The sequence below is a fragment of the Streptomyces sp. SLBN-8D4 genome (assembly GCF_049739545.1).
GTDB lineage: Bacteria > Actinomycetota > Actinomycetes > Streptomycetales > Streptomycetaceae > Streptomyces > Streptomyces canus_C.
Map to the genome: position 1 here is coordinate 6,241,231 of NZ_JBMGQC010000001.1, position 24,081 is coordinate 6,265,311.

The 24,081-nt window shown below is 67.6% G+C and carries 14 protein-coding genes and 2 pseudogenes; 8 read left to right on the top strand and 8 right to left on the bottom strand.

The genetic code is table 11. From position 1 onward, the window contains the following. The first annotated feature begins 25 nt into the window (after window positions 1–25). The 4 genes from RKD20_RS28365 (at window position 26) to RKD20_RS28380 (ending at window position 7,259) form a co-directional block, all read left to right on the top strand. Entirely contained in the window at window positions 26–2,677 is a 2,652-nt protein-coding gene (locus RKD20_RS28365) for an alpha/beta fold hydrolase (protein ID WP_424880179.1), read from the top strand. After that, a complete protein-coding gene (locus RKD20_RS28370) occupies window positions 2,674–3,534 on the top strand; it encodes an ABC transporter permease (protein ID WP_133040866.1) in 861 nt (286 codons plus the stop codon). The genes RKD20_RS28365 and RKD20_RS28370 overlap by 4 nt, the downstream gene beginning before the upstream one ends. Before the next feature lie 172 nt (window positions 3,535–3,706). Beyond that, on the top strand, window positions 3,707–5,269 hold the full coding sequence (locus RKD20_RS28375; RefSeq protein ID WP_424880180.1) for a YfbK domain-containing protein: 1,563 nt from the start codon (window positions 3,707–3,709) through the stop codon (window positions 5,267–5,269). Between the two features lie 70 nt (window positions 5,270–5,339). Next, window positions 5,340–7,259 (top strand): AMP-dependent synthetase/ligase, encoded by a 1,920-nt coding sequence (locus tag RKD20_RS28380; RefSeq protein WP_424880181.1) that lies wholly within the window; start codon window positions 5,340–5,342, stop codon window positions 7,257–7,259. A 63-nt stretch (window positions 7,260–7,322) separates the two neighbouring features. Here RKD20_RS28380 and RKD20_RS28385 read toward each other — a convergent pair whose 3' ends face one another. From RKD20_RS28385 to RKD20_RS28395, 3 genes and pseudogenes are all read right to left on the bottom strand, one after another. Continuing rightward, window positions 7,323–7,727 carry a rodlin gene (locus RKD20_RS28385; protein WP_424880182.1) on the bottom strand — a complete coding sequence of 135 codons (405 nt, stop codon included), beginning with the start codon at window positions 7,725–7,727 and terminating at the stop codon, window positions 7,323–7,325. Between the two features lie 149 nt (window positions 7,728–7,876). Continuing rightward, window positions 7,877–8,910, bottom strand: a pseudogene (locus RKD20_RS28390) (LCP family protein). Between the two features lie 61 nt (window positions 8,911–8,971). Beyond that, the gene (locus tag RKD20_RS28395; RefSeq protein WP_424880183.1) at window positions 8,972–9,379 is read right to left on the bottom strand and encodes a rodlin; all 408 of its coding nucleotides are present in this window, start codon (window positions 9,377–9,379) and stop codon (window positions 8,972–8,974) included. Window positions 9,380–9,812: 433 nt separating this feature from the next. Between RKD20_RS28395 and ccrA the strand changes: the two genes are divergently transcribed. After that, window positions 9,813–11,123: a crotonyl-CoA carboxylase/reductase gene (gene ccrA, locus RKD20_RS28400; RefSeq protein WP_424880184.1), complete on the top strand. Its 1,311-nt coding sequence runs from the start codon at window positions 9,813–9,815 to the stop codon at window positions 11,121–11,123. A gap of 1,585 nt (window positions 11,124–12,708) precedes the next feature. Here ccrA and RKD20_RS28405 read toward each other — a convergent pair. The 3 genes from RKD20_RS28405 to RKD20_RS28415 form a co-directional block, all read right to left on the bottom strand. Beyond that, complete coding sequence (locus RKD20_RS28405) at window positions 12,709–13,515, bottom strand: DUF2637 domain-containing protein (protein WP_424880185.1); 807 nt, start codon at window positions 13,513–13,515, stop codon at window positions 12,709–12,711. A 31-nt stretch (window positions 13,516–13,546) separates the two neighbouring features. Further along, a complete protein-coding gene (locus RKD20_RS28410; RefSeq protein ID WP_424880186.1) occupies window positions 13,547–13,804 on the bottom strand; it encodes a hypothetical protein in 258 nt (85 codons plus the stop codon). Window positions 13,805–14,434: 630 nt separating this feature from the next. Next, complete coding sequence (locus RKD20_RS28415) at window positions 14,435–15,181, bottom strand: IPT/TIG domain-containing protein (protein WP_424880187.1); 747 nt, start codon at window positions 15,179–15,181, stop codon at window positions 14,435–14,437. 1,532 nt (window positions 15,182–16,713) lie between these two features. On the opposite strand from RKD20_RS28415, the gene RKD20_RS28420 reads away from it, so the two are divergent. Continuing rightward, the gene (locus tag RKD20_RS28420; RefSeq protein WP_424880188.1) at window positions 16,714–17,730 is read left to right on the top strand and encodes an IPT/TIG domain-containing protein; all 1,017 of its coding nucleotides are present in this window, start codon (window positions 16,714–16,716) and stop codon (window positions 17,728–17,730) included. A gap of 216 nt (window positions 17,731–17,946) precedes the next feature. After that, window positions 17,947–18,501 (top strand): Ig-like domain-containing protein, encoded by a 555-nt coding sequence (locus tag RKD20_RS28425; protein WP_424880189.1) that lies wholly within the window; start codon window positions 17,947–17,949, stop codon window positions 18,499–18,501. 680 nt (window positions 18,502–19,181) lie between these two features. Here the strand turns inward: RKD20_RS28425 and RKD20_RS28430 are convergent. Both RKD20_RS28430 and RKD20_RS28435 read right to left on the bottom strand, forming a co-directional pair. Continuing rightward, window positions 19,182–20,067, bottom strand: a pseudogene (locus RKD20_RS28430) (IS481 family transposase). A 101-nt stretch (window positions 20,068–20,168) separates the two neighbouring features. Then, window positions 20,169–21,578, bottom strand: a complete 1,410-nt coding sequence (locus RKD20_RS28435) for an MFS transporter (protein WP_424880190.1) — start codon at window positions 21,576–21,578, stop codon at window positions 20,169–20,171. 738 nt (window positions 21,579–22,316) lie between these two features. On the opposite strand from RKD20_RS28435, the gene RKD20_RS28440 reads away from it, so the two are divergent. Then, a complete protein-coding gene (locus RKD20_RS28440; RefSeq protein WP_424880191.1) occupies window positions 22,317–24,038 on the top strand; it encodes a fatty acyl-AMP ligase in 1,722 nt (573 codons plus the stop codon). Window positions 24,039–24,081 lie beyond the last annotated feature (43 nt).

Below are 24,081 nucleotides of genomic sequence, written 5' to 3' on the forward strand. Positions count from 1 at the left end.
CAGCGACGCCCCGTACCGTTGACGCATGGATCTTCGACTGCCCCGCCCGCGAGGGCTGCTGCGAAGGCCCCGACGGCTGCTGGCCGCCGGGGCCGCCGTCGTCGTACTCGCGGGCGCGGGAACGTGGACGGCCGTCGCCTCGGACAGCAGGCCTCCGGTGCAAGAGACCGACCGCGTCATGGCCATCGACGGTGTCCGCGTCGACACCTCGTACTTCACATCCGGTCCCGCCGGCCGCAGGCCCGCCGTGCTGCTGGCCCACGGCTTCGGCGGCAGCAAGCAGGACGTAAGACAGCAGGCGGAGGACCTCGCAAGAGACGGCTACGCGGTACTGACCTGGTCCGCCCGGGGCTTCGGCAGGTCCACGGGCAAAATCGGCCTGAACGACCCCAAGGGTGAAGTCGCGGACGTCTCCCAGCTCATCGACTGGCTGGCCGAGCAGCCCCAGGTCCAGCTCGACAGGCCCGGTGACCCGCGCGTGGGCGTCGCCGGCGCCTCGTACGGCGGCGCGATCTCCCTGCTCGCCGCCGGCTACGACCAGCGCGTGGACGCCATCGCCCCGGCGATCACCTACTGGAACCTCGCGGACGCCCTGTTCCCGAACGGCGTCTTCAAGAAGCTGTGGGCCGGCATCTTCGTCAACTCCGGCGGCGGCTGCGCGAAGTTCGAGCCGCAGCTGTGCCGGATGTACGAGCGGGTCGCCGAGTCGGGCACGCCCGACGCCCAGGCCCGCGAGCTGCTCCAGGCCCGTTCCCCCTCCGCCGTCGGCAGCCGCATCAAGGTGCCCACCCTGCTGATGCAGGGCCAGACCGACTCCCTCTTCCCGCTCGGCCAGGCGGACACGGCCGCGAAGGCGATCCGCGCCAACGGCGCTCCGGTGGACGTCGACTGGATCGCCGGCGGACACGACGGCGGCGACATGGAGACCGGCCGGACGCAGTCACGCGTGCGTGCCTGGTTCGACCGCTACCTCAAGGACGACAAGGGCACCGACACCGGCCCGGCCTTCCGCGTCACCCGCACCGGAGGCGTCGACTCCACCAGCGGCGCGGCCCAGTTGCGCGGCGCCACCGACACCACCTACCCGGGCCTGGAGAGCGGTCGCCGCCCGGTCACCCTGCGCGGCACCCAGCAGCGCTTCGACAACCCGCCCGGCGCCACCCCGCCCGGGGTCTCGGCCCTGCCCGGCCTCGGCGGCGCGGGCGGCCTCGCCCAGCTGTCCTCGCTCGGCGTCGGCGTCTCGCTGGACTTCCCCGGCCAGTACGCCCGGTTCGAGTCGGCGCCACTCAGCACCGGCCTGCGCGTCACCGGATCGCCGACCGTCACCGTGCACGTGACGTCGACGAGCGACGACGCCGTCCTCTTCGCGAAGGTGTACGACCTCGGGCCCGGCGGCGGCACCCCCGTGCTGCCCTCGCAGCTGGTGACGCCCGTCCGCGTCGAGGGCGCCAAGGCCGGCAAGGACGTCACGATCACCCTCCCGGCGATCGACCACGAGGTCGAGCAGGGCCACCGTCTGCGCCTGGTCCTCGCCTCCACCGACCTCGGCTACGCCTCCCCGACCGCCCCGGCGACGTACACCGTCTCACTGAAGGGCGACCTCACGGTGCCGACGGCCCCCGGTGTGACGACCGTGGCCGCCCCTCTGCCGTCCTGGGCGTGGTGGCTGCCGCTGGCCGGCGCGGTCATCGCCCTGGCCCTCCTCCTGACGAGCCGTCGCCGCACGACCGCGGCACCGCCGCCCGACCCCGGCCTCGCCGACGTCCCGCTGCAGATCACCGGCCTCAGCAAGCGGTACGCCCGCTCCGCCGACCGGTACGCGGTGCGGGAGGTGACCTTCCGTATCGAGGAGGGCCAGGTCCTCGGCCTGCTGGGGCCGAACGGCGCGGGCAAGACGACTACCCTGCGCATGCTGATGGGCCTGATCAAGCCGGACGCCGGCGAGATCCGCGTCTTCGGCCACGCCATCCGCCCCGGCGCCCCGGTCCTCTCCCGAGTCGGCGCCTTCGTGGAGGGCGCGGGCTTCCTGCCGCACCTCTCCGGCCGGGAGAACCTGGAGCTGTACTGGCAGGCCACGGGCCGCCCGCCCGAGGACGCCCATCTGGAGGAGGCCCTGGAGATCGCCGGGCTCGGCGACGCGCTCGCCCGGGCCGTGCGCACCTACTCCCAGGGCATGCGCCAGCGCCTGGCCATCGCCCAGGCCATGCTGGGCCTGCCGGACCTGCTCATCCTCGACGAACCGACCAACGGCCTGGACCCGCCGCAGATCCGCGAGATGCGGGAGGTGATGATCCGCTATGCGGCCGCCGGCCGTACGGTCATCGTCTCCAGCCACCTCCTCGCGGAGGTCGAGCAGTCCTGCACGCACCTGGTCGTCATGGACCGCGGCCGGCTCGTCCAGGCGGGACCGGTCGGGGAGATCATCGGCTCGGGCGACACCCTGCTCGTCGGCACCGCCGCGCCCGTGGAGGAGCCGGTCGTCGAGAAGGTCGCCACCCTGCCGGGCGTCGCCTCCGCGGTGCCCGCCGACGGCGGCCTCCTGGTCCGGCTCGACCCGGACGGCAGCGCGCAGCGCCTGGTCGTCGAGCTCGTTCGGCTCGAAGTGCCCGTCCAGTCGGTGGGCCCGCACCGCCGCCTGGAGGACGCCTTCCTCACCCTGATCGGAGGTTCCGCATGAGCACGCTCGTCGAGCGCACCGAGACCGCCTCCGGTTACCGGGCCGGCCGCACCCTGCCCCTGCGGGTGGAGCTGGTACGGCAGTTGAAGCGCCGCCGCACGCTCGTCATGGGCGCGATCCTCGCCGCGCTGCCATTCGTACTGCTGATCGCCTTCGCGATCGGCAACCCGAGCCAGGGCAACGGCCAGGTGACGCTGATGGACACGGCGACGGCGTCCGGCGCCAACTTCGCCGCCGTCAACCTGTTCGTGTCGGCCGGCTTCCTGCTGGTCATCCCGGTCGCCCTGTTCTGCGGGGACACGGTCGCCTCGGAGGCCGGCTGGTCCTCCCTGCGCTACCTGCTGGCCGCGCCCGTGCCGCGCGCCCGCCTGCTGTGGTCCAAGCTCGTCGTCGGACTCGGCCTCAGCCTCGCCGCGATGATCCTGCTGCCGGTGGTCGCCCTGGCCGTCGGCACGGCCGCCTACGGCTGGGGCCCGCTGCAGATCCCCACCGGCGGCGCGCTGGACACCGGCACGGCCACGCAGCGCCTGCTGGTGGTGGTGGCGTACATCTTCGTGTCCCAACTGGTCACCGCCGGGCTGGCGTTCTGGCTGTCGACCAAGACCGACGCGCCGCTCGGCGCGGTCGGCGGCGCGGTCGGCCTGACCATCGTCGGCAACGTCCTGGACGCCGTGACCGCCCTCGGCCACTGGCGGGACTTCCTGCCCGCGCACTGGCAGTTCGCCTGGGCGGACGCCGTCCAGCCGCATCCGGAGTGGTCCGGCATGATCCAGGGCACGGCGATTTCCATAACGTACGCGCTCGTCCTGTTCGCCCTGGCCTTCCGCGGTTTCGCCCGCAAGGACGTGGTCTCCTAGGTCAACGGAGGGTCACCCACCGGTCTCGGCGGGCCATGATCGTGGCCGCTTCGAGATCCATCCGCAACGGTTCGTCACGCACGTTCCGACCCCCTCCGCCGTCATAGTCACAGACGGCGACGCCAACACGGCCGTTCGAACCACCGGTCAATCGGCAGAGGGGGCACGGAAGATGAAGCAGCGGTATCCAACACCAGGGCCCGGCACGGCACACCGTCGTACCCGACGGCTGCGCGTCGCCCTGCTCGCCCTCGCGGCGACGGGCGGCCTGCTGCTCACGGCGTGCAGCGCGGGCCAGGACAGCAACACCGGTTCGGCGGACCGCTCGAAGCGCACCGGCGGCCTCCCGGCCCCGGCCGGCTCGGCGGCGGCCGGGGAGCAGCGCGGAGTGAGCCCGGACGACAGCCCGTCCGCCGACCACCTCTCCACCTTCGCCCTCGACGTCGACACCGCCTCCTACGGCTACGCCCGCCGGGTCCTCGCCGACGGCCGGCTGCCGGACCCCTCGCAGGTGCGCCCCGAGGAGTTCGTCAACAGCTTCCGCCAGGACTACGACCGCCCCGACGGCAACGGCTTCTCGGTCACTGTCGACGGGGCCCGCACCGACAGCTCCGCCTGGTCCCTGGTCCGTGTCGGCCTCGCCACCCGCGCCGCCGACTCCGGCGAACGCCCGCCCGCCGCGCTCACGTTCGTCGTCGACGTCTCGGGCTCCATGGGTGAGCCCGGCCGCCTCGACCTGGCGAAGAAGTCCCTCGACACGATGACCGACCAGCTCGGCGACGACGACTCGGTCGCCCTGGTCACCTTCAGCGACGAGGCGCGGACCGTCCTGCCGATGACCCGCCTCGGCGGCCACCGCGGCAGGGTCCACGATGCCGTCGACGACCTCGAGACCGAGGACTCCACCAACCTCGGCGCGGGCGTCGAGAAGGGCTACGCCACCGCCACCGACGGCCTGCGCGAGGGAGCCACCAACCGGGTCGTACTGATCTCCGACGGTCTCGCCAACACCGGCGACACGCACGCCGACTCCATCCTCGAACGCGTCTCCCGCGAACGCCGCGACCACGGCATCACCCTCTTCGGCGTCGGCGTCGGCAGCGACTACGGCGACGCCCTGATGGAACGCCTCGCCGACAAGGGCGACGGCCACACCGCCTACGTCTCCGGCGACGAGGACGCCCGCAAGGTCTTCGTCGACCAGCTCCCGCAGAACATCGAGCTCACCGCCCGGGACGCCAAGGCCCAGGTCGCCTTCGACCCGGAGACCGTCGCCGAGTTCCACCTCGTTGGCTACGACGACCGCAAGGTCGCCGACGAGGACTTCCGCGACGACAACGTCGACGGCGGCGAGGTCGGCCCCGGCCACACCGTCACCGCCCTGTACGCCGTGCGCACCAAGCCCGGCGCCGACGGCCACCTCGCCACCGCGAGCGTCCGCTGGCTCGACCCGAAGTCCCGCGCCCCGCACGAGGAGTCCGGCCAGCTGGAGACCGACGCCCTGCACGACGACGTGTGGAGCGCCCCCAGCCGCTTCCAGGTCACCGCGATCGCCGCCTACTTCGCCGACACCCTGCGCACCCGCGCCTCCGAGGCCGACGACGTCGGCTCCCTCCCCGGCAACCCCGGCCTCGGTGAACTCGGCGAGCGGGCCCACGCGTTGGCGAAGAAGACCGAGGACCAGGACGTCGACCGGCTGGCGGAGGCGATCGACGAGGCGAGCAGCATGAAATGATCCAACCCCATTGACTCTTTCTTACTTGCGAGTAAGTTGTGCTCCCAGTCCGAGCCGACCGGGAGCCGTCATGGGCGTACGCAAGGATCTGAAGCGGGCGAAACAACGCGGTGACCTGGCCGCGCGCACCAGGGTCGAGGTCGTCAGGGACACGTCCGGCACGGTGCGCGAGGCCCGCACCGCGCCGCTGGCGAGGACGCCCTCCACCGGAAGCACCGCCGACCTGCCCCACACCAACGCGGCCGAGGCCCCGGACGCCGTGATCCTGCGCCGCAAGCTGCATGGCACCTGGCAGCCGGTCACCGCGGCCGCCTTCGCCCGCGAAGTGAGCGCCGTGGCCAAGGGGTTGATCGCGGCCGGCCTCGAACCGGGCGGCCGGGTCGCGGTGATGTCCCGCACCCGCTACGAGTGGACGGTCCTCGACTTCGCCATCTGGGCGGCCGGCGGCCAGACCGTCCCGGTCTACGCCACCTCCTCCGCCGAGCAGGTCGAGTGGATCGTCCGCGACTCCGGCGCCCGCTTCGTCGTCACCGAGACCGCCGACAACACCGCCACGGTGACGACCGGAACCGCCGGCCACCAGACCCCGCCCCGCACCTGGGAGTTGGACGAAGACGCGCTCACCGAGCTCACCGTCCTCGGCCGGGACGTCCCGGACGAGGAGGTCACCAAGCGCCGTACCGCCCTGACGCCCGACACGATCGCGACGATCTGCTACACCTCCGGCACCACCGGCCGGCCCAAGGGCTGTGTGCTCACCCATGCCAACCTGCACGCCGAGGCCGCCAACACGGTCGAACTGCTGCACCCCATCTTCAAGGAGGTCACCCGTCAGCAGGCCTCCACCCTCCTCTTTCTCCCGCTCGCCCACATCCTCGGCCGCACGCTGCAGATCGCCTGTCTGATGGCCCGCATCGAGATCGGCCACTGCCCCAGCATCAAGCCCGACGAACTCCGGCCCGCCCTCAAGGAGTTCCGCCCCACCTTCCTGGTCGGCGTGCCGTATCTCTTCGAGAAGATCCACGACACCGGCCGTGCCACCGCCGAGAAGATCGGCCGGGGCGCCTCCTTCGGCCGCGCCGACCGTGTCGGCGTCCGCTTCGCAGAGGCGTACCTCGACAAGTTCCTCGACCGGGGCAAGGGCCCGGGACCCTCCCTGTACGCCGCCTGGGCCCTCTACGACCTGCTGGTCTACCGCCGCGTCCGCAAGGAGCTCGGCGGCCGCATGCGCTACGCCATCAGCGGCGGCTCCCCGCTCGACCGCAACCTCAACCTCTTCTTCTACGCGGCCGGGATCATCGTCTACGAGGGCTACGGCCTGACCGAGACCAGCGCGGCCGCCACCATCGTGCCGCCGCTCAGGCCCCGCCCGGGCACCGTCGGTCAGCCCGTCCCCGGCACCGCGGTGCGCATCGCCGACGACGGCGAGGTCCTGATCAAGGGCGGCATCGTCTTCGGCGCCTACTGGAACAACCCGGCGGCCACGGACGCCGTGCTCCAGGACGAGTGGTTCGCCACCGGCGACCTCGGCGCGCTCGACGAGGACGGCTATCTCACCATCACCGGCCGCAAGAAGGACATCCTCGTCACCTCGGGCGGCAAGAACGTCTCCCCGGCCGTCCTGGAGGACCGGCTGCGCAGCCGCCCGCCGATCGGCCAGTGCGTCGTGGTCGGCGACAACCGTCCCTTCGTCGCCGCCCTGATCACCGTCGAACCGGAGGCGGTCGCCCACTGGCTGTCCGTCCGCGGGCTGCCCGCCGACACCCCGATGTCCGAGGTGGTACGCGACCCCCGGATGCGCGCCGACGTCCAACAGGCCGTCGACTACGCCAACGAGGCCGTCTCGCGCGCCGAGTCGATCCGCGCGTTCACGCTAATCGAGGGCGAGTTCAACGAGGAGAACGGCCTGCTCACCCCGTCCCTGAAGGTCAAGCGGCACGCCGTACGGGCCGTGTACGCGGACGAGATCGAGGCGCTGTACGCCAAGTAGCTGCCCGGGCACACGAAAGCGGGCCGCCGATGTGCTCGGCGACCCGCCTCGGCGGTGCGGCGGTCAGCTGTTGCTGGCGCCGTTGCCCGACAGGACCGGGATGTTGTCCAGGATGTGCGACAGCGGCTCGTCGCCCTTGGCCTGGGTGGAGTTCTCGGTGCACTGCTGGTTCTGCGGGGCCGAGAGGATCGGGACGTCCTGGAGGGCGGTGACGGGCGTCCCGATGGTCTGGGTGTTGACCTTCGAGGGCAGGGCGAGGCAGGGCTTGTTCAGCGAACCCTGCACGAGCGCGAGCTGGGGGCTCATGTCGCCGTGCGTGGCCTGGTTGCCGTACTTCTGGACGGAGCCGTTCCCATTCACGGTGGTGACCCCGTTGTCGTTGCCGATCGCCAAGGCAGGGGCGGCGGTCGCGGCCGTGGCGCCGACGATGGAGGCGGCGATGGCCGCGCTTGTCCACAGCTTCTTCATGTTTCTTTCCCTTCGGAGAGCGGACTCCGGTGCAGAGTTTCGGAGAGCGGACCCCGTTGTAGAGCCGCGTTTTGACCAACCACCGAGTCGGGGTTTGGTTGCGCCGTTTGCCCCATTCGGCCCAGTGTGGAGGAGAAAGTGTTATCTCGTTACCGACACCCGAGTGAGCTTCCCCGGACGGGCAGGGAGGAGCGCATGTCCGGCGGATCGCTGGGGAGGGGGTTCCGTCCCGCCGGGATCAGCGGCCGGTCCGCACGCAGGTCGGCGAACACCTGGTCGGCCTTCTTCCGGTCCCAGCGCAGTGTCGAGCCGACGCCCTTGATGACCGGGTTGAAGCCGGCGATCGGCACCGTGGCGAACTCGGTGCCCGACAGCGGCACCCGGCTCAGTACGGACGCCAGCTCCGCCAGGTCACCGGTCCCGAAGCCCGGGTCTACGGAAGCAGCGCCGAGGAGGGTGCGGCCGATGCGCAGCATCGCTTCCGGGTCGGTCAGCACATGGCGGGACACCAGTCCGCGCAACGCCGCGACCAGGAACCGGTGCTGACGTTGAATCCGGCCCAGGTCCGCCGAACTGTCCACATGGCGTGAGCGGACGTACTGCAGGGACCGCCCGCCGCCGAGCCGGTGCCGGCCGGGCGCGAGGTCGAGCTTGGTGGCTGAGTCCTTCAGCCGGCGGACCGTACACACCTCGACTCCGCCGACTGGTCCACGGCGTCCATGAACCGGCGGAAGTCGATCTGCAGGAAGTTGTCGATCGGCACTTGCGTCATGTCCTGCACGGTGGGGTGGGCGCCGCCCTCGGCATAGGCGTTGTTGAGCTTCGCCGGATGCGCCGGACGCTGTTTTCCGGTGGAGTCGTCGCGCCGGGCGGGAAGCTGTACGAGGGAGTCGCGCGGCAGACTGACCACACTCACGTGGTCCCGGCGTTTGGAGAGATGGACGAGCATCATGACGTCCGTGCAGTAGCAGGCGACACCACCCGCGTGGAACTTCCGCTTTTCCTCGGGTGTGATGGTGTCGCGGCCGTCGGTTCCCAGCAGCAGGATGTTCGTTCCGTGGTCCGCTTTCGCGGGAGCCCGGAACGCGGAGTCACCGAGAAGAGGGACGGCAGCCAGCAGCACCATTCCCGGAATGAGCATGCGCCGCAGTGACTTCCGGAAACGGATAGGGTTTTTGGCCATGCGAGGAAGGCAGGCGAACGGGCCGCCGAGAATTCGGCGGCCCGTTGTGTGCGTCACCCGATCAGCTGTGGCGGGAGCCGTTGCCGGACAGGACCGGGATGTTGTCCAGGATGTGCGACAGCGGCTCGTCGCCCTTGGCCTGGGTGGAGTTCTCGGTGCACTGCTGGTTCTGCGGGGCCGAGAGGATCGGGACGTCCTGGAGGGCGGTGGTGACCGTCGTCAAGGACTGGGTGTTGACCTTCGTGGGCAGGGCGAGGCAGGGCTTGTTCAGCGAACCCTGGATGAGGGCCATCTGCGGGCTCATGTTCCCGTACGTCGCCTGGTTGCCGTAGATCTGCGCGGCACCGTTGCCGTTGGCGGTGCTGACGCCACCGTCGTTCCCAATGGCCAGCGCCTGGGGCGCGAAGACCGCCGAGGCTCCGACAACGGAAGCGGCGACCACCGCGGCAGCCATAACCTTCTTGATCACTTGCTGATCCCTTCTGGAGTAACCCCGTCCACCGGAGCGCCCTGAACAACTCCGCCCGGACCGCATGGTTGCTCCCCTTCACCCCAATGGCCGCAGGTGAATCCCGGCAGGGCGAAGCGTTCTCCGGGGTCGCTTCGTGCGCACCCCCAGCCGGCGCCGTCCCCACCGTTCCGCGTCCCACTGGCTCCTCCCGAGGTATGAGGAAGTGCACGGTGCGCGCGTAGGTGTGGCGGCCTGCTCCATTCGGGAAGAAGAACCCGGCGGACCGGGAGTGTGCACTGCCCAGTTGACCTGGGCTTTTTGGCCGGGGGTTAGAGCACACCGCGTTTCTTGCGCTTGCGCCACTGGCCTGGTGAGGGCTTGCTGAGAAAGGAAAGTGCGGGGCAGTAACGTCGCCGACGTTGGTCAATAGGGAGTCATGATGCAGACGTCCATGTCCGAAGCAGTCATCGCTGGTGCCGAGGCAGCGGACCTGGAAGGCCTCCCGGTCCCAGACTATTTCCCGGCTGCCACTGTGCGCGAGGAAGACATCGACATCTTTCAGTCCATGGAGGACAAGGACGTACGCAAGTCCATTGTTGTTGACAAGGTACCCATGCCCGATCTGGCGCCCGATGAGGCGTTGATTGCAGTCATGGCCAGTTCAATTAACTACAACACTGTGTGGACGGCCATGTTCGAACCGATCCCCACATTCCAGTTCCTCAAGCAGATGAGCAAGACCGGCGGCTGGGAGAAGCGTCACGACTTGCCTTACCACATCGTCGGCTCTGACGCATCGGGAGTCATCGTCAGGACAGGTTCTTCCGTGCGAAAGTGGAAGGTGGGTGATCATGTTGTGATTTCCCCGGCCTACGTCGACGAGCAGGACCACGACACCCATCGCGACGGAATGCTTGGAGAGGGGCAGAAGGCTTGGGGTTTCGAGACCAATTTTGGAGGGCTGGCGCATTATGCGGTGGTGCGGGCCAGCCAGCTGATGCCTAAGCCTGCTGCTCTGACCTGGGAGGAGGCGGCAGTCAATCCGCTATGCGCAAGCACTGCTTACCGAATGTTGGTGAGTGACCGCGGAGCGCAGATGAAGCAAGGAGATGTTGTTCTTGTTTGGGGCGCTACCGGAGGGCTGGGATCCTACGCCATTCAGCTGGTCCTCAATGGCGGCGGGATCCCTGTCGGCGTTGTCAACTCGGCTGAAAAAGCAGAGCTGTTGAAGGCGCTCGGATGCCATGCGGTCATCAACCGCGCCGACCTCGAGGATGGCGACCCTGCGATTCTGCAGCAGCCCGAGGGGTGGAAGAGGATGGGGCGAGCCATCCGCGACATGGTCGGGGAGGACCCGCACATTGTGTTCGAGCACGTCGGGAGGAAGACCTTTGCCGCTTCCGTCTTCCTTGCCAGGCGTGGGGGCACCGTCGTGACCTGTGGATCGAGCACAGGTTACGAGCACCGTTATGACAACAGATACCTTTGGATGCGCCTGAAGAGGATCATCGGGAGTCACGGCGCAAACCTCCACGAGCAGTGGGAGGTCAATAGACTCATCGCCTTGGGGCATGTGGTGCCAGCCCTTTCCGCAACATACACCTTGGATGAAGTCGGGGTTGCGGCCCGCAGCGTTCAAACCAATCAGCACATCGGCAAGGTAGGCGTGTTGTGTCTCGCGCCTCATCCCGGCTTGGGTGTTAGCGATCCAAACGCCCGGGAGAAGATCGGCGAGCACCGTCTCAGGACGTTCCGTAGGTAAGTCCAAATAGACCTTGAGCGGGCCCGACCGGAAAGGGAGACAGTCGGGCCCGCTCAGCAACTCCACGCGAGGATCCGGTCTGATGAAACTTCGGCCAGCCTATTTGCATGGAGTCAGACATTGGTTAGCATGATTAACCGGTAAGCTGCGTATCTCTTTAGGGAGTCTGCTGCGGCCACCATATACCCGCGTGTAACGCTGCAAGTGTACCCGTAAATGCTGCGCTCAATGGCCATCACCACCTGGAACCTCGCGAGCATAAACCCGGGCATCACGCGACATTGTCGATGCCCTCGCTGCCTGCTGTCACCCACAACGGTGATCCCCGAAGCGCCAGGGTCCGCCACCCTTCCCCCGGCCTTCCGGCAACCATCAGCATGATCACCGTTTGACCTGCAGATACGTACTCAGTGCGCAGCCATGGGTATGGCGCGTTCCTGACGAGGCCTTTCAGGAGATCACATGTGGAACTCAGCATGGATGCGCAGTGTGGAGTGGCTTGCCGCGGCCTCCTCCGACCCTCGAGCGTGCAAACGGCAGTGGGACTCCGGAACGGGCACCACCCTGCTGGAAGCCGGGCGCTACTGGACCGTTCTCAGTGTCCCCGAAAGCATCGGGCTGCTCGCTCTGAACGTCCTGTGGGAGGACCCGCTGCGCACTCCCGGCCCGGTCCTCAGGCACAGAAGAGCTCGTAGGGTGGGCTTCTTCCTGCCTCCCGGCCAGGCCGGCCAGTGGATCGGCGTCGGAGTCCGCCACGTCGGCAAGGGATGCTGGGTTGCGGTTCCGCCCCCTTACCGTGACACCGGACATCTGGAATGGGTCATTCCACCGAATGGAACTGGGACTTTGCACTCCCCGGACCTGCTGGAAAGAGCCCTGCAGGCTGCCACGCTTGCCGGGTCACCATCCACGACCAGGTAGTCGGCGTTGCCGACGGTGGCCGGTCGGGCGGCGGCGGACCCGGGACGTGACCACATGCTCTCGAAGTGCGCGTCCCTCGGCCAACCTACGGCAGACATCTCGCCCTGAGTTGCCGGCCATCGGCCGGACTTCGGGACGGGGCGGTCACCCCGACCTTGTCGGCGAACGGGTCGTTCAGGTGCATGCCGACAGAGGTGAGGTCGGCCGCCTCGACGGGAACCGACGTCCGGCAAAGACAGGAAAATGGGCGGAGAGGACCATCCGCTTCTCGCGGATCCTGATGACGCGGCGAGCGCCGCTGGCTTTGCGGGATCGGCCGTGCGGGCCGAAGAAGGGACCGCACGGCTCTCGTGGCGTCGGTCCTCCGTTCGGCGGCGCACCGCTGGCGCCGGGGCTGCGCCGCTTGCAGGGTTGCGGTGTGGGCTCATCCGGTCCTCCCCACGTCGCCGCAGGGGCCGGAGGCTCCCCGGTGCCGCCGTTGTCGGCGAAGCAGCGGCGGCACCGTTTGGGGTCCTGTCCGGGTGACTGATGCAGGCCGCCGGCGCTGGTGGCGGTCACCCTCACGCGCGAGATGAGCATGGTGACCCACTCGACGCGTGCCTGGGGCAGGTCGTATGGGTCACTGTGGACAGCTGTCCGCTCGCGTGAGCCGTTCTTGGCAGTGTCACCTGACGGAGGTCTGAGGCCCGCTGTTCGACGGCACTCCACCGACGGGTGCCTCCGTCGGCTGCAGTCGGTGTCGGCGCAATGGGCGCCGGGGTGGCCTGGTCAGGGTGATCTGGCGTACCAGCTGCTGGAAGCACGTCAAGGACGCGAAGATCGGCATCGCAGCCGCCGCTCTGCCCATGAGGTCGTTTGGGGCCTGGGCGATACACAAGGCCATGGCGATGGAGGAGAACACCAAGACCACGCACCAGGAGTGCAAGGACCGGCTCCGGTGCAGAGCGTGGCGCAGGATGGACAGCGACGCCACCAGCCAGGGGCCGAAGATCAGGAGAGGCCACCAGGAGACGACGCTGCTGGCCGTGGGGCCCGCGGCGATGAACAGTAGCGGATCGTAAGCGATCACCCCACCGAACACGCTGACCGTCGCCGCGATGACGGCCACCACTGCGCCAATGCAGTAACTGAGAGTGAGGAACTTGTCTCTGTGTCGTGCCCGCGTCCTGCGATGGCCCGGGGGCGCGGCCTTGACGGGTGGCAACTCTGCGGTGATCTGCACCAGGTTTTCCCGATGGGACCTCGCATCCGCACGTTCCCCGCCTCGTGCGGCCGGAATTTTGGCCTGCTCCGCCTCGACGGCATCGCGCAGTATATAGGCCAGCTCTTCTGCAGGATCCCAGCCTGACTCCGGCGGCGTCAAAGGAGGATAGAGAATTCCAACTGGATTCTGATATTCGTTGGCGTCCTTATAGCCGTACAGAAATTCGCCGGAGAAATCGGAATAGGGAGTTGGTCCTTCTTCGTGCATGGCGTGGGTGCCCGTCTTTTCGTGTCGACACTCAGGCTTCCAGCTCCATCCAGCGTCTTGAAAGGCCACCTTCCAGGACGCTCAAAGCCTGCACGAAATCCTGCAGGTCCTCATCGGTCACATCAAGCGTGATGGACAGTCCCCCCTTTGCGAGAACTCCGCTCGCCGTTTCGTCGCTGGCGGGTTTTGGGATGTAAGTGAAGCAGCCCAGCCGTGTGACACGGGCACCTTTCGGGCGAGTCCTCTTCGGGAGAGGGTCGATGGTCTGTTCCTCGATTGCCTTCGTCATGTAGCGACTAACGGCGTCCCCCGTTGGCGGATGCGCCGCGAACGGGTGAATGATTAGCCAGACAAACATGTTGTGCAGGTATCGGGCAGACCTACAGGCCATCGTATTAGGCGGGGAATGCTGATCAATCACAAGACCTATCTACTGCCTTATGAGCATCTCGGCCGACTGTGCTTTCACAGTAACCACGCCCGAAACGGTGAAGGGTGCGGCTCGTTTCGAGTGGAGTTCGTGATCAAGGGATGGCAGGTGCCTGATCGCCGATGCTCAACTTGCAATCCCGCCTGGGCGACGTGACCTGCGACTACTGTGCCGTCGTCACTCTGACTGACGCCGAGGCGATCAGACTGTCGGGCCGGTCTGAGGCCGTCGTCGCCGCGAGCGCCGCCGGTGTGGAGCGGGACCGGCCTCCGGGCGGCCGCGTACCCGGCGCGCGTCGGCTTCCTCGCCCGAAATGTCAGGGTCGGCGTGCGGGCTCGGCGGCCAGCGACACGGCGGCATGATCCGTTCCGTGGCGGGGAACGACGTGCCACGCACTACATATCCGGAGAAGGATGAGACCCGTCCGGGCGCAGGGGGGGCTGCCGCCCGGACGGGTCATTGCCTTCGCTGAGCGAAGGCCGGGGAGGGTCAGATGCCTGGGCCGGCGACGTAGGTGAACGCGCCGGCCGCGGTGGCGGACCCTGCGGGGTTGGTGACGACCACGTCGACCGCCCCAGCGGCGCCGGGCGGGGTGACCGCGGACAGCGTGGTCGCGTTGATCACCGAGAACGGCGCGGGGGTGCCGCCGAAGGTGACCGAGTCGGTGCTGTCGAGGTTGGTGCCGGTGATGGTCACCGCCGTTCCACCCGACGTGGGACCCGAAGTCGGGCTGAGCGTGCCGATCGTGGGGTCGTCGATGTAGGTGTAGGTCAGGCCGTTGTTGGTGCCCCCGGCGGTGGTCACGCTGACCGCCACCGGCCCGGCCGCAGCCCCTGCCGGCACGGTGACGCTGAGCGAGCTGTCGGAGTTCACCGTCGGCGTGGCGGTCACGCCGCCGAAGGACACGCTCGTGGCCGTGGACAGGCCGGTGCCGTTGATGGTGATGCTGTTGCCTCCGGCCAGCGCCCCGGAGGTTGTACCCAGGGAGGACTTGAACGGGGCGCCGACGTAGAAGAACGACACCGGGTTGCTGGTCCCGCCCGGGGTGGTCACGGTCACCCCGACCGTGCCGGTCCCCGAGGGGGCAACAGCGGTGACCTGGGTCGGCGAGACGTTGGTGACGCTTGTGGCCCGCTTGCTGCCGAAGGTCACCGCGCTGGTGTTGGACAGGTTTGTGCCGGTGATGGTCACCAGGGTTCCGCCACCGGTGGAACCCTGATTCGGAGAAATGGGCATGATGGTACTCCTCGCTGATCGAAGGGGACATGCGAGGAACCGGCATGGGGGACCTGACCACCGGGGCGCAGCATCGCGGAGCCGAGCCGCAGGCGACATGCACCTGCTCTCTTCCCGACGCCTTCAGGCGCTGTCAGTGCCGGGCCCAGAGTGAATGAAGAGCCGCCCGCCGCGGCATGGCGGCAAGCACAGCAGCCTGCGTCATCTCCCTGGGCAAGGAGACGACCGGCAAGGGCTGCCTGTCTCAACGTTCACCCCGGCACGGGATGGGCAGCCCGCCGGTTCGCACTCTCAGTGACGCACAGCCCCAAATGGGTGACAAGGGGTCACGCCGCGCATCACCCGAATGGAGTACATCTCATGGGCTTGCCGGCCGCAGCGAGTCCGGACTGATCGGTTCTGTTTGTGCCGGCCAACTGCCCTGATTCGATGAGGGGTTGGCACTACAGGAACGAGTTCGTCTGGTCGCTGACGTTGGACAGTTGGGCAGGTGGGTGACTCGGCGGCCTTCCTTCTGGATGCGGGTGGCCGCAGACCTCGCTGCGGAACTAGGGCGGACAGCTGCGGGGCATCACGGCTTGCGAAGGCTGATGAGCGGTCAATTGGCCAGTAGCCCGATTCCGCGGATCCGGGGCACTATCCCCGCTGCGTTCGACCCACTGGGGTCAGGCCGGTCGCAGGACAGGCGCGCAAGCCGGTGGTACACAGGCGCCCGCAATGAACATGCTCAAGCATCCATTGTGTTGTGTCGCCCCCTTGCGAGAGGCGGTTCCCTGTGGAGTACTTGAAACAGCGAACCGGCGGGCCGCCCATCCCTTGACCGGAGATCACGTCAAGGGCGGCATGTGCCGGTTCTTTTCTGTGCACCGACGGCGGAACTCCGCCACCCCGGCTGCACAGTTCGGATCCCGACTCCCTCCGTGGGTCTTCCACGCAGGACTCCGTGGTCCCTGGGGATTCGATGTGTCTGGCCCTGTTCTGTCAACGAGGAGCCTTGTCATGCCTATCTCTTCGCACCAGGCATCCACCGGCGACGGTGCTCTGGCGACCATCACTCCAATACGAACCTGTCTGGCACCGCCGTGTCGCGTTCGGGTGCCGGCACTGCCGGCGAGAGGATGACCAGCGCGGACGGCATGGGCAACCTGATGCCGTTCTTCTGCGTCGGTGCTTCGCTCAAGTCCTCGCTCGGGCCGGCTTACCGGTGCTTTCCCGGCGGTAACGCGGTCACGGCAAACGGCGTTGGGCCAGCAACGGCCGCCGGTGTGTCGTTCGGGTATTCGACCCTCACATGCGGTGCCAGGTCCTCACGGGACCGACGATCTGATCCCCACCGGGCGGACGTCTCCGGTCCGGCAAAGCCCCCAAGCGCCGCACCGGAGGCGCGGATAGGCATCTGCCTCGTAGCAGTCTTTCCCCAAGCTGCCGTAGGAGCTTCCCCATGCTGACGCCAAGCCGTGGCCGTCGCGGAGCACAGGGACCCGCTGAACTCACGAAGGAACTCGAGGCCTGCAGAAAGGCGGGGCATCGTCATGCCACCCACGATCAGCACCATCAGTCCCTCGCAGGGGCCCACTACCGGGAGCACCACGGTCACCCTCACCGGCACTGGGATGACGGGGTCCACCGCCGTACGGTTCGGCAGCACTAATGCCACCTCCTTCACCGTCAACTCGGCCACCCAGATCACCGCCGTGAGCCCTCCCCACGCCGCGGGAGCCACTGCGGTGACCGTCGTCAATCCAACCGGTACCAGCAACTCGGTGACGTTCACCTACGTGGCGGCGCCGACACCGGTGGTCACGGGCCTGACCCCGAGCAACGGCCCGACGTCGGGTGGCACCAGTGTCACCCTCGCAGGAACCGGGTTCACTGGGGCCACCACGGTCACTTTCGCTGGGGTCCCGGCGACGTCGTTCACCGTGAACTCGGCCAGCCAGATCACTGCCGTGACACCTGCCGGAAGCGCCGGGGCCGCCGTCGTGACCGTCACGACACCGGGGGGCACCAGCGCCCCGGACGCCTTCTTCTTCTACGCGGCGCCTCCCGTCCTGAGCAGTGCCGAACCCGCCCGGGGCCCTACGGCCGGAGGAGTGACGGTCACATTGACCGGGAGCAATCTGCTCAACACCGGCACCGTGTTGTTCGACAACACCAACGCCGCCTCCTTCACCGTGGTGTCGGCGACGCAGATCACGGCCATCGCCCCGCCAGGCACGGGCAGTTCACCGATCACGGTGATCACCCTGGGGGGCGCAAGCAACCCTGTTGCCTTCTCCTACATCCCCAGCCCCGCCCTGACAGTACTGGTGCCCAGTAGTGGTCCAACGACCGCGGGCACTGTGGTCACCCTCACCGGGACGAACCTGGCCACCGCCTCAGCCGTCGTCTTCGGGGCTGTGATCGCCCCGTTCACCGTCGTGTCGAACACTCAGGTCACGGCGGTCGCACCCGCAGGACCGACAGGTCCAGTCACCGTGACCGTCACCACAGCGGGCGGTACAGCCCCCGGGCTGACCTACACCCGCAACGCACCGCCTGGCATCTGACATCCAAAGACCCCGGGCAGCAGCCGCCGCCCACACCTCGTACGCAGTGGACCATGACCGCCCCCACGCTCGTCCGTACGACGACCGGTTCATACAGATGATCCAATCAGGTTACTTGCGGGCGCTCCTTCCCGGACGGCAACAGAGATCCTCCTAGCGTGAGGCTTGCACGGCATCCGCAGTCCGCGGATCCGGAGAGTACAAGGAGCCGAACCAGTGAGGATCACACCACGTACAGGGCGACTGGTCGTCGCCACAGCCCTGGCCGCCGTGCTGGGCCTGGCATCGCCTGCCTGGGCCGTAGCCTCGAGCACCACGGTGACGGCCATTCCGGCGTCCGCCGTGGTGGGTTCCCCGGTGCTGCTGACGGCCACGGTCGGCTGTACCGCCGACCCCAGCGGCGGGCTCGGCGTGACGTTCTTCGACGGCCCCACCCTGCTCGACACCGTGCCCGTCAGTGCGGACGGCCAGGCCAGCTACACCACCACGTTCACTACCACAGGCTCGCACGACATCACCGCCGCCTACAACGGCAACGCGGAGTGTGACGCCTCCAGCAGCACCACCACCGTCCAGGTCACGCCGCTGGCACCAGGCCCCACTCCCGGCGGGTGTTTCCTGCTGTGCAACGGGCTGATCAACTTCTCCGTCAGCGACTCCAACAACAACACCGTTGCCATCGACAAGTACACGATCACAAAGCAGAGATCTGCACGGTCTTCGACTCCGTCCGGGTCCGTCAAAGCCGCGGCCCTGGCTCACCGCCGGTGACAGCGGGCAGCGCCATGTCGACGCGCTTCGGGACATCCTGCTGGTCCGGGTAGTCCTACGACTGTCACCGCTCGCAAGATGCGCGCGTTCACCGCGGCTCCAGCGTCTCGCGCAGGGTGGACGGTGCGTTGACCAGTACGGCGGAGCAGGATCCCCTGTGAAGGCGGCGCGGCAGCCGAGATGACGGTCTGCACGCTTCGGCTGCTCGCGCATCGCATCGCGTCTCGGGCTTCGGCAGGAGCTCACCGAACTCGCGCGGCCGGTCGCCCCGGCGGTGCGCGTCAGCGCGCCCAGCGTACCGGGGCCGTCCCGGATGGCCCGGGCCGTGCCACGCTCTGCTGATAGCCGCAGGCGACCACGCTTGCGAATCATGGCTCGACCTGGTTGAGCCAGAAGGAGCTGGTGGGGGTGAGGTGCGATCATCTGGCCGTGGCGGTGCAGCACCGGCGCCGACCGCCCAGCCACCGGATCTGCGGCCTCTCAGGACAGCGTCGACCAGCGCTTGGTCCTCCACTCAGTCCCGGACGAACCGGGCCCGCCGCCGACTCACCGCGTGCGCCTCAACGCCCAGCCGGGCTGCAACGTCCTTGTTCGGTGCACCCAGTGCGCCTATCCAGCACGATCCGGCACCGCAGAGCCAGCGCCTGGGAAGACGTCCGGCGTCTCGCCCAACGCGCTGGCTAGGTGTATTGACCCGCAGCGTTGTTCACGTGGGTGATCGGTGGGTGGTGTTGCTGGTGTAGGGCCGCTGGTAGGCCCATTCGTCGAGCAGGGTGCGATTGAAGCGTTCGAACTTGCCGTTGGTCTGCGGCCGGTAGGCGCGGGTGAGTTTGCCGGCCACGCCGAGGTCGGCCGGTGCCTGCCGCCAGACGAAGCTCTTGCGGTAGGGCCAGGCGTTGTCGGTCAGGACTCGTTCGATGCGGTCGATGCCGTAGGTGGCGAAGAAGGCGGCGGCCCGGCGCAGGAAGGCGGCGCAGGTGGCGGCCTTCTCGTCCGCGTGGATCTCGCTGTAGGCCAGGCGGCTGTGGTCGTCGGCGGGGGAGTGGACGTAGTCGAAGCCCATGCCGTTGCGGGTGGCGCGGCCGGCTTGTCGGCCCAGCACCTTGTGACCGCCGCCGTCGGGGATCCAGCCGGGCTTCTTGACGTCGACGTGAACCAGTTCGCCCGGCCGGTCCCGCTCGTAGCGGCGGATGATCTGCCCAGTGGGCCGGTCCAGGAAGGCCAGCCGGTTCAGGCCGTGGCGGACCAGGATTCGGTGGGCGGTGGAGGCGGGCAGGCCCAGGATGGGGCCGAGGCGGGCCGGGCCGAGTTTGCGGGCCTGCCGCAGCTGGCAGACGCGGGCCTCGGTTGCGGCACTGGTCCGGTGCGGCGTCGTGCGGGGGCGACTGGAGCGGTCGTGGAGTCTGCTCTGTCGCCCTGTGACCGCCAGCGCCGGATCCACTTCTGGGCCGTGGCGCGGAAGATGCCCATCTCGGCGGCGACATGGGCGACCGGGCGGCCTGAGCGGACACGCTCGACCAGCAGCCGCCTGCCGTGAACGGTCAGCCGGGCATTACGGTGGGACACGAAGACCTCCGTGCGGTGTGTTCCTAGACAGCTCCACCACACCGGAGGTCTTCGCCATGTTCAAGCCCGGCAAGTGTCAACAACGCTCGTGATCAATACAGCTAGGGCGTGCACTTGATGGGGCGAAGGGCCCACACGGCCACCGGTGCTCCGGTTGCCACGAGCGCTGCTGCCACACAGAGACCGAGCTGGTAGCCCGTCAGGAATGCCTGCCCCTGTGTAGCTCCCCGAGCCACGGACGCATAATCTCCAACGGTCACTACTGCACCTACCAAGACAATACCGAGCACCCCGGACAGTTCGCGGGTAGCGCTGAACAGGCCGGCGGCGAACCCGGATAGGTGGACGGGTGAAGATTCCAGGGCACGCGTTGTCAGAGGAAGAGCCAAGGCGGAGCCCGCTCCTACCGCCGCCAGGCCGGGCATGAGGCCGAGGAGCTTGCCCTGAAGACTGCCGAGGGCGATCAGCAGGAGTCCCGCGGCAACTGACATCAGACCTGTAGCGGCGACTTGACCATCTCCCCACCGCTTGGCCATGACGGAAACGAATGGGGCCGTGAGGAAGAGAGCCGAAACTACCGGAGTGAATGTCAGCCCAGCTTCTGTCGGGCTGAGGTGTAGGGCACTCTGCAGGAACTGGGACGTATAAAAGTACACACCGGTCACTCCCAGGCCCCACAGGAGTTGGGTGATGAGCCCGCCCGCAAAGGGTCGGGCTCGAAGAAGTTGCCCCACCGCGGGGCTACTGCTGCGCCTGCTGCGCTTCTTGCACCCCAGTACGATCGCACCGCTGACGGCGGCGATCCCAGAGACGATCACGGATGGCTCACCGAGCCCCGTGGAAGGCGCCTGGATCAGGCAGTAGACGAAGGAGGCGATGGACAGGCACGCCAGCGCGATATGACGATGCAACCCTTCGGCTCCATCATGTGGGCCCTGTTGTGGACGAGAAGGGCCGCTGGGCAGGGCGAGGGCACCGACAACGAAGCTGGCTACGCCGAGCGGGACATTCATGACGAACAGCCACTCCCATCCGAGGTGCTGCGTGACGACGCCGGAGATCACAGGCCCGAAGGCCAAAGCAGAGGCCATCGCGGCAGTCGTTGCGCCAAAGCCCGCAGTCCGTACCCGGCTCGGGAGATCGTGCGACATCATGGCAAGCGACGCGGGCAAGATGAAGGCGGCACCGCCGCCCTGGACACCGCGGAGGCAGGCCAGCACCACTCCCGTGGTCGACAAAGCGCAACAGGCCGACGACACCGTGAATACGGCGACACCTGTCAGCAGGGACCATCGTCGACCCTTTCCGTCCGTCAGGCGCCCGGCAAGCAGCAAGAAGCTGGCAAGGGCGAGAGGGTATGCGGTCGCCACCCACTTCACATCAGTGTCTGTCAGGCCGAGTTCAGTGCGCATCTGCGGGATGGCGAGATTCACTACGGTGTTGTCCAGGGCCGTCAAGAAGGTCGAGAGAACGACAGCTGTGACGATGCTTAGTACACGTAGTCGACCCATGATTCCCTACCTGTCACGATGCTTCTGACATTTGTGTCGGCAACCAATCCGTCGTGACGGTCAACTACTGGCCTTTCTGGTGCGCCTCGTTGCTGTGAGGTCGGTTTAGCTGAGACATCCATCAACGAGATTGCCTCGGCACTGGATATTGCGCAGGCCCCGGCCGATGGGCGCATCAGGCGGTTGGGCGGGTGTCGAGGCGCTTTGCATCTGGGCGTCTTTGTGCCACGTTCAGGTTGTCTCATAGGGGCACGATCGGCGCGGCGAGCTGCTCTCAGCAGGTCGCGGTCATGGGGCCAGGAGAAACCGGGGTCTGCCCCACTTGTCTGGGGAGCAACGGGTGCCATCTGCGAGAAGCCGCCGTCATCTTCGAAGCGCAGCCCTCCGGAGCGCCGCCACGCTAGTTCATTCGACTGGCCTACCGGCACAACCTCAGTGTTGCGGGCCCCGCGACTTCACGCCCTCCGAGGCCGGCAATTCGGAACAACAGGCCCCGCACCTGGGGGCGTTGGCATAGGAGCGCTCTCGAAACCCGCTGGCCGATTGTACGGGCCGCCCGCCGTCCAGGTGGCGGCGTGTCACGTGGAGAAGGGGTCGGTATCGTGTTTCACTCTTTGTGCTGCTTTGCACTCATAATCATGCAACTGTAGCGTGTGATATCCCATTCGGCTGTGCCCGACTGATCCCGAAGCTCTTTGCCATGCTGAAACGAAGGTCGGTGAGTCAGTGCCATCGTCGGTGACAGAGACACTCAGCCAGCAACTCGCCCACACAGCCGCGTGCACCCCGGACGAAACGGCTTTCACGTTCGTCGACCACAGCACTGATATCCGGGGAACAGTCACATCGCTGACGTGGAAGCAACTCAATACCCGGGTACGCGTCACAGCCTCAGGCCTGCGACACATGGGTGCTGCCGGTGAGAGAGTCGCGATCGTCGCGCCGCAGTCCCTCGAATACATCGTCGGCTTCCTGGGTGCCATCTGCGCGGGGGCGATCGCCGTCCCGCTGTTCACCCCGTTCCTTCCAGGCCACAAGGACAAACTTGCGGCCGTCCTTCAGGACGCGGCCCCCGTCCTGATGTTGACCGTGGAGGACCACCGCCAGCCACTCACGGATTTCTGCGCCGCCCAAGCCGTCGTGCCCGGCTGCGGCGTCGTCACTGAATCGGACGTGCAGGAGGTCGCGAAGCAGCCTCCTCTCGAGGATCGAGACCCCCAACCCGGTGATGTGGCCTACCTGCAGTACACCTCCGGCTCCACCCGAATTCCGTCGGGCGTGGAGATCACACATTCCAACGTGTGCATCAACGCTCGGCAGGCGCTTGATGCTTATGACATCCGCCGAGGGCGCAACTGTACTGTGGGATGGCTGCCGCTTTACCATGACATGGGTCTCGTGCTTGCGGTCGCCTTGCCCATCCTGGGGCATATCCCTTCGGTGCTCATGGATCCCCTGGCGTTCATCCAACAGCCGGGCCGTTGGTTGAGCCTGCTCTCTCAGCACAAAGGGGCCATCACCGCGGCACCCAACTTCGCATATGACTACTGTGTCGAACGGGTGACTGCCGATGAACGGGCCGCTCTGACACTCGGCTCCGTTGCAGCCATGGTCAACGGAAGCGAGCCCATCGCGCCGCGAACCCTGGATCGCTTCCAGGCGGCATTCTCGGCGGTCGGCATGAAGCGCACGACCATGCGCCCCTCCTACGGGCTTGCCGAAGCCACGGTCTTCGTTTCTGCTTCTCCCGTTGGCGAAGAGCCGACGGTCACCGCCTTCGACAGGCAGTCCCTGCGGGAGGGGGTTGCCCGCGTCGTCGAGGACGGCGACGAGGAGGCGGTCGTCGAACTCGTCGCATGCGGCCGGCCGACCGGCCAGGAGATCGCCATCGTGGATCCCTCGACGCACAAGCGGCGAGAAGACGGGCAGGTCGGGGAGATCTGGCTTCGTGGACCGAACATCGGACGCGGTTACTGGGGCTGCGCCGAAAGCAGTGAGGCCGCCTTCCGCGCAGTTCTCGAGGGAAGTGAGCCCTGGCTGCGTACCGGAGACCTTGGCGTGTGGCACGACAAGCAACTCTACGTGACTGGTCGTCTCAAGGATCTGGTGATCGTGGACGGCACCAACCACTATCCGCACGACATCGAAGACACGGTACAAAAGGCACATCCGGTGATCCGGCCTCACCATATCGCCGCGTTCGCGGTGACCACTGCCGGCGGGGAACGCCTGGTCGTCGTCGCTGAGCATGGCCGGGACCTTACGGATGTCGACTCCGTTCTCGAGGACGTGACGCGCGCCGTCCGGGCCGCAGTCGCCTCCGAGCACGGACTTGCCCTCCACGACTTCCTTCTCGTGCAACCCGGGGCGGTTCCCCACACCACCAGCGGCAAGGTCGCCCGCAGCGCATGCCGTGACCTGTACCTGGCCGGTACCTGGGCGGCACCCACCGGCGACTAGGCGCGCGGGCTGGCCCTACACGACGGAGCACCCGGGGAGAGAC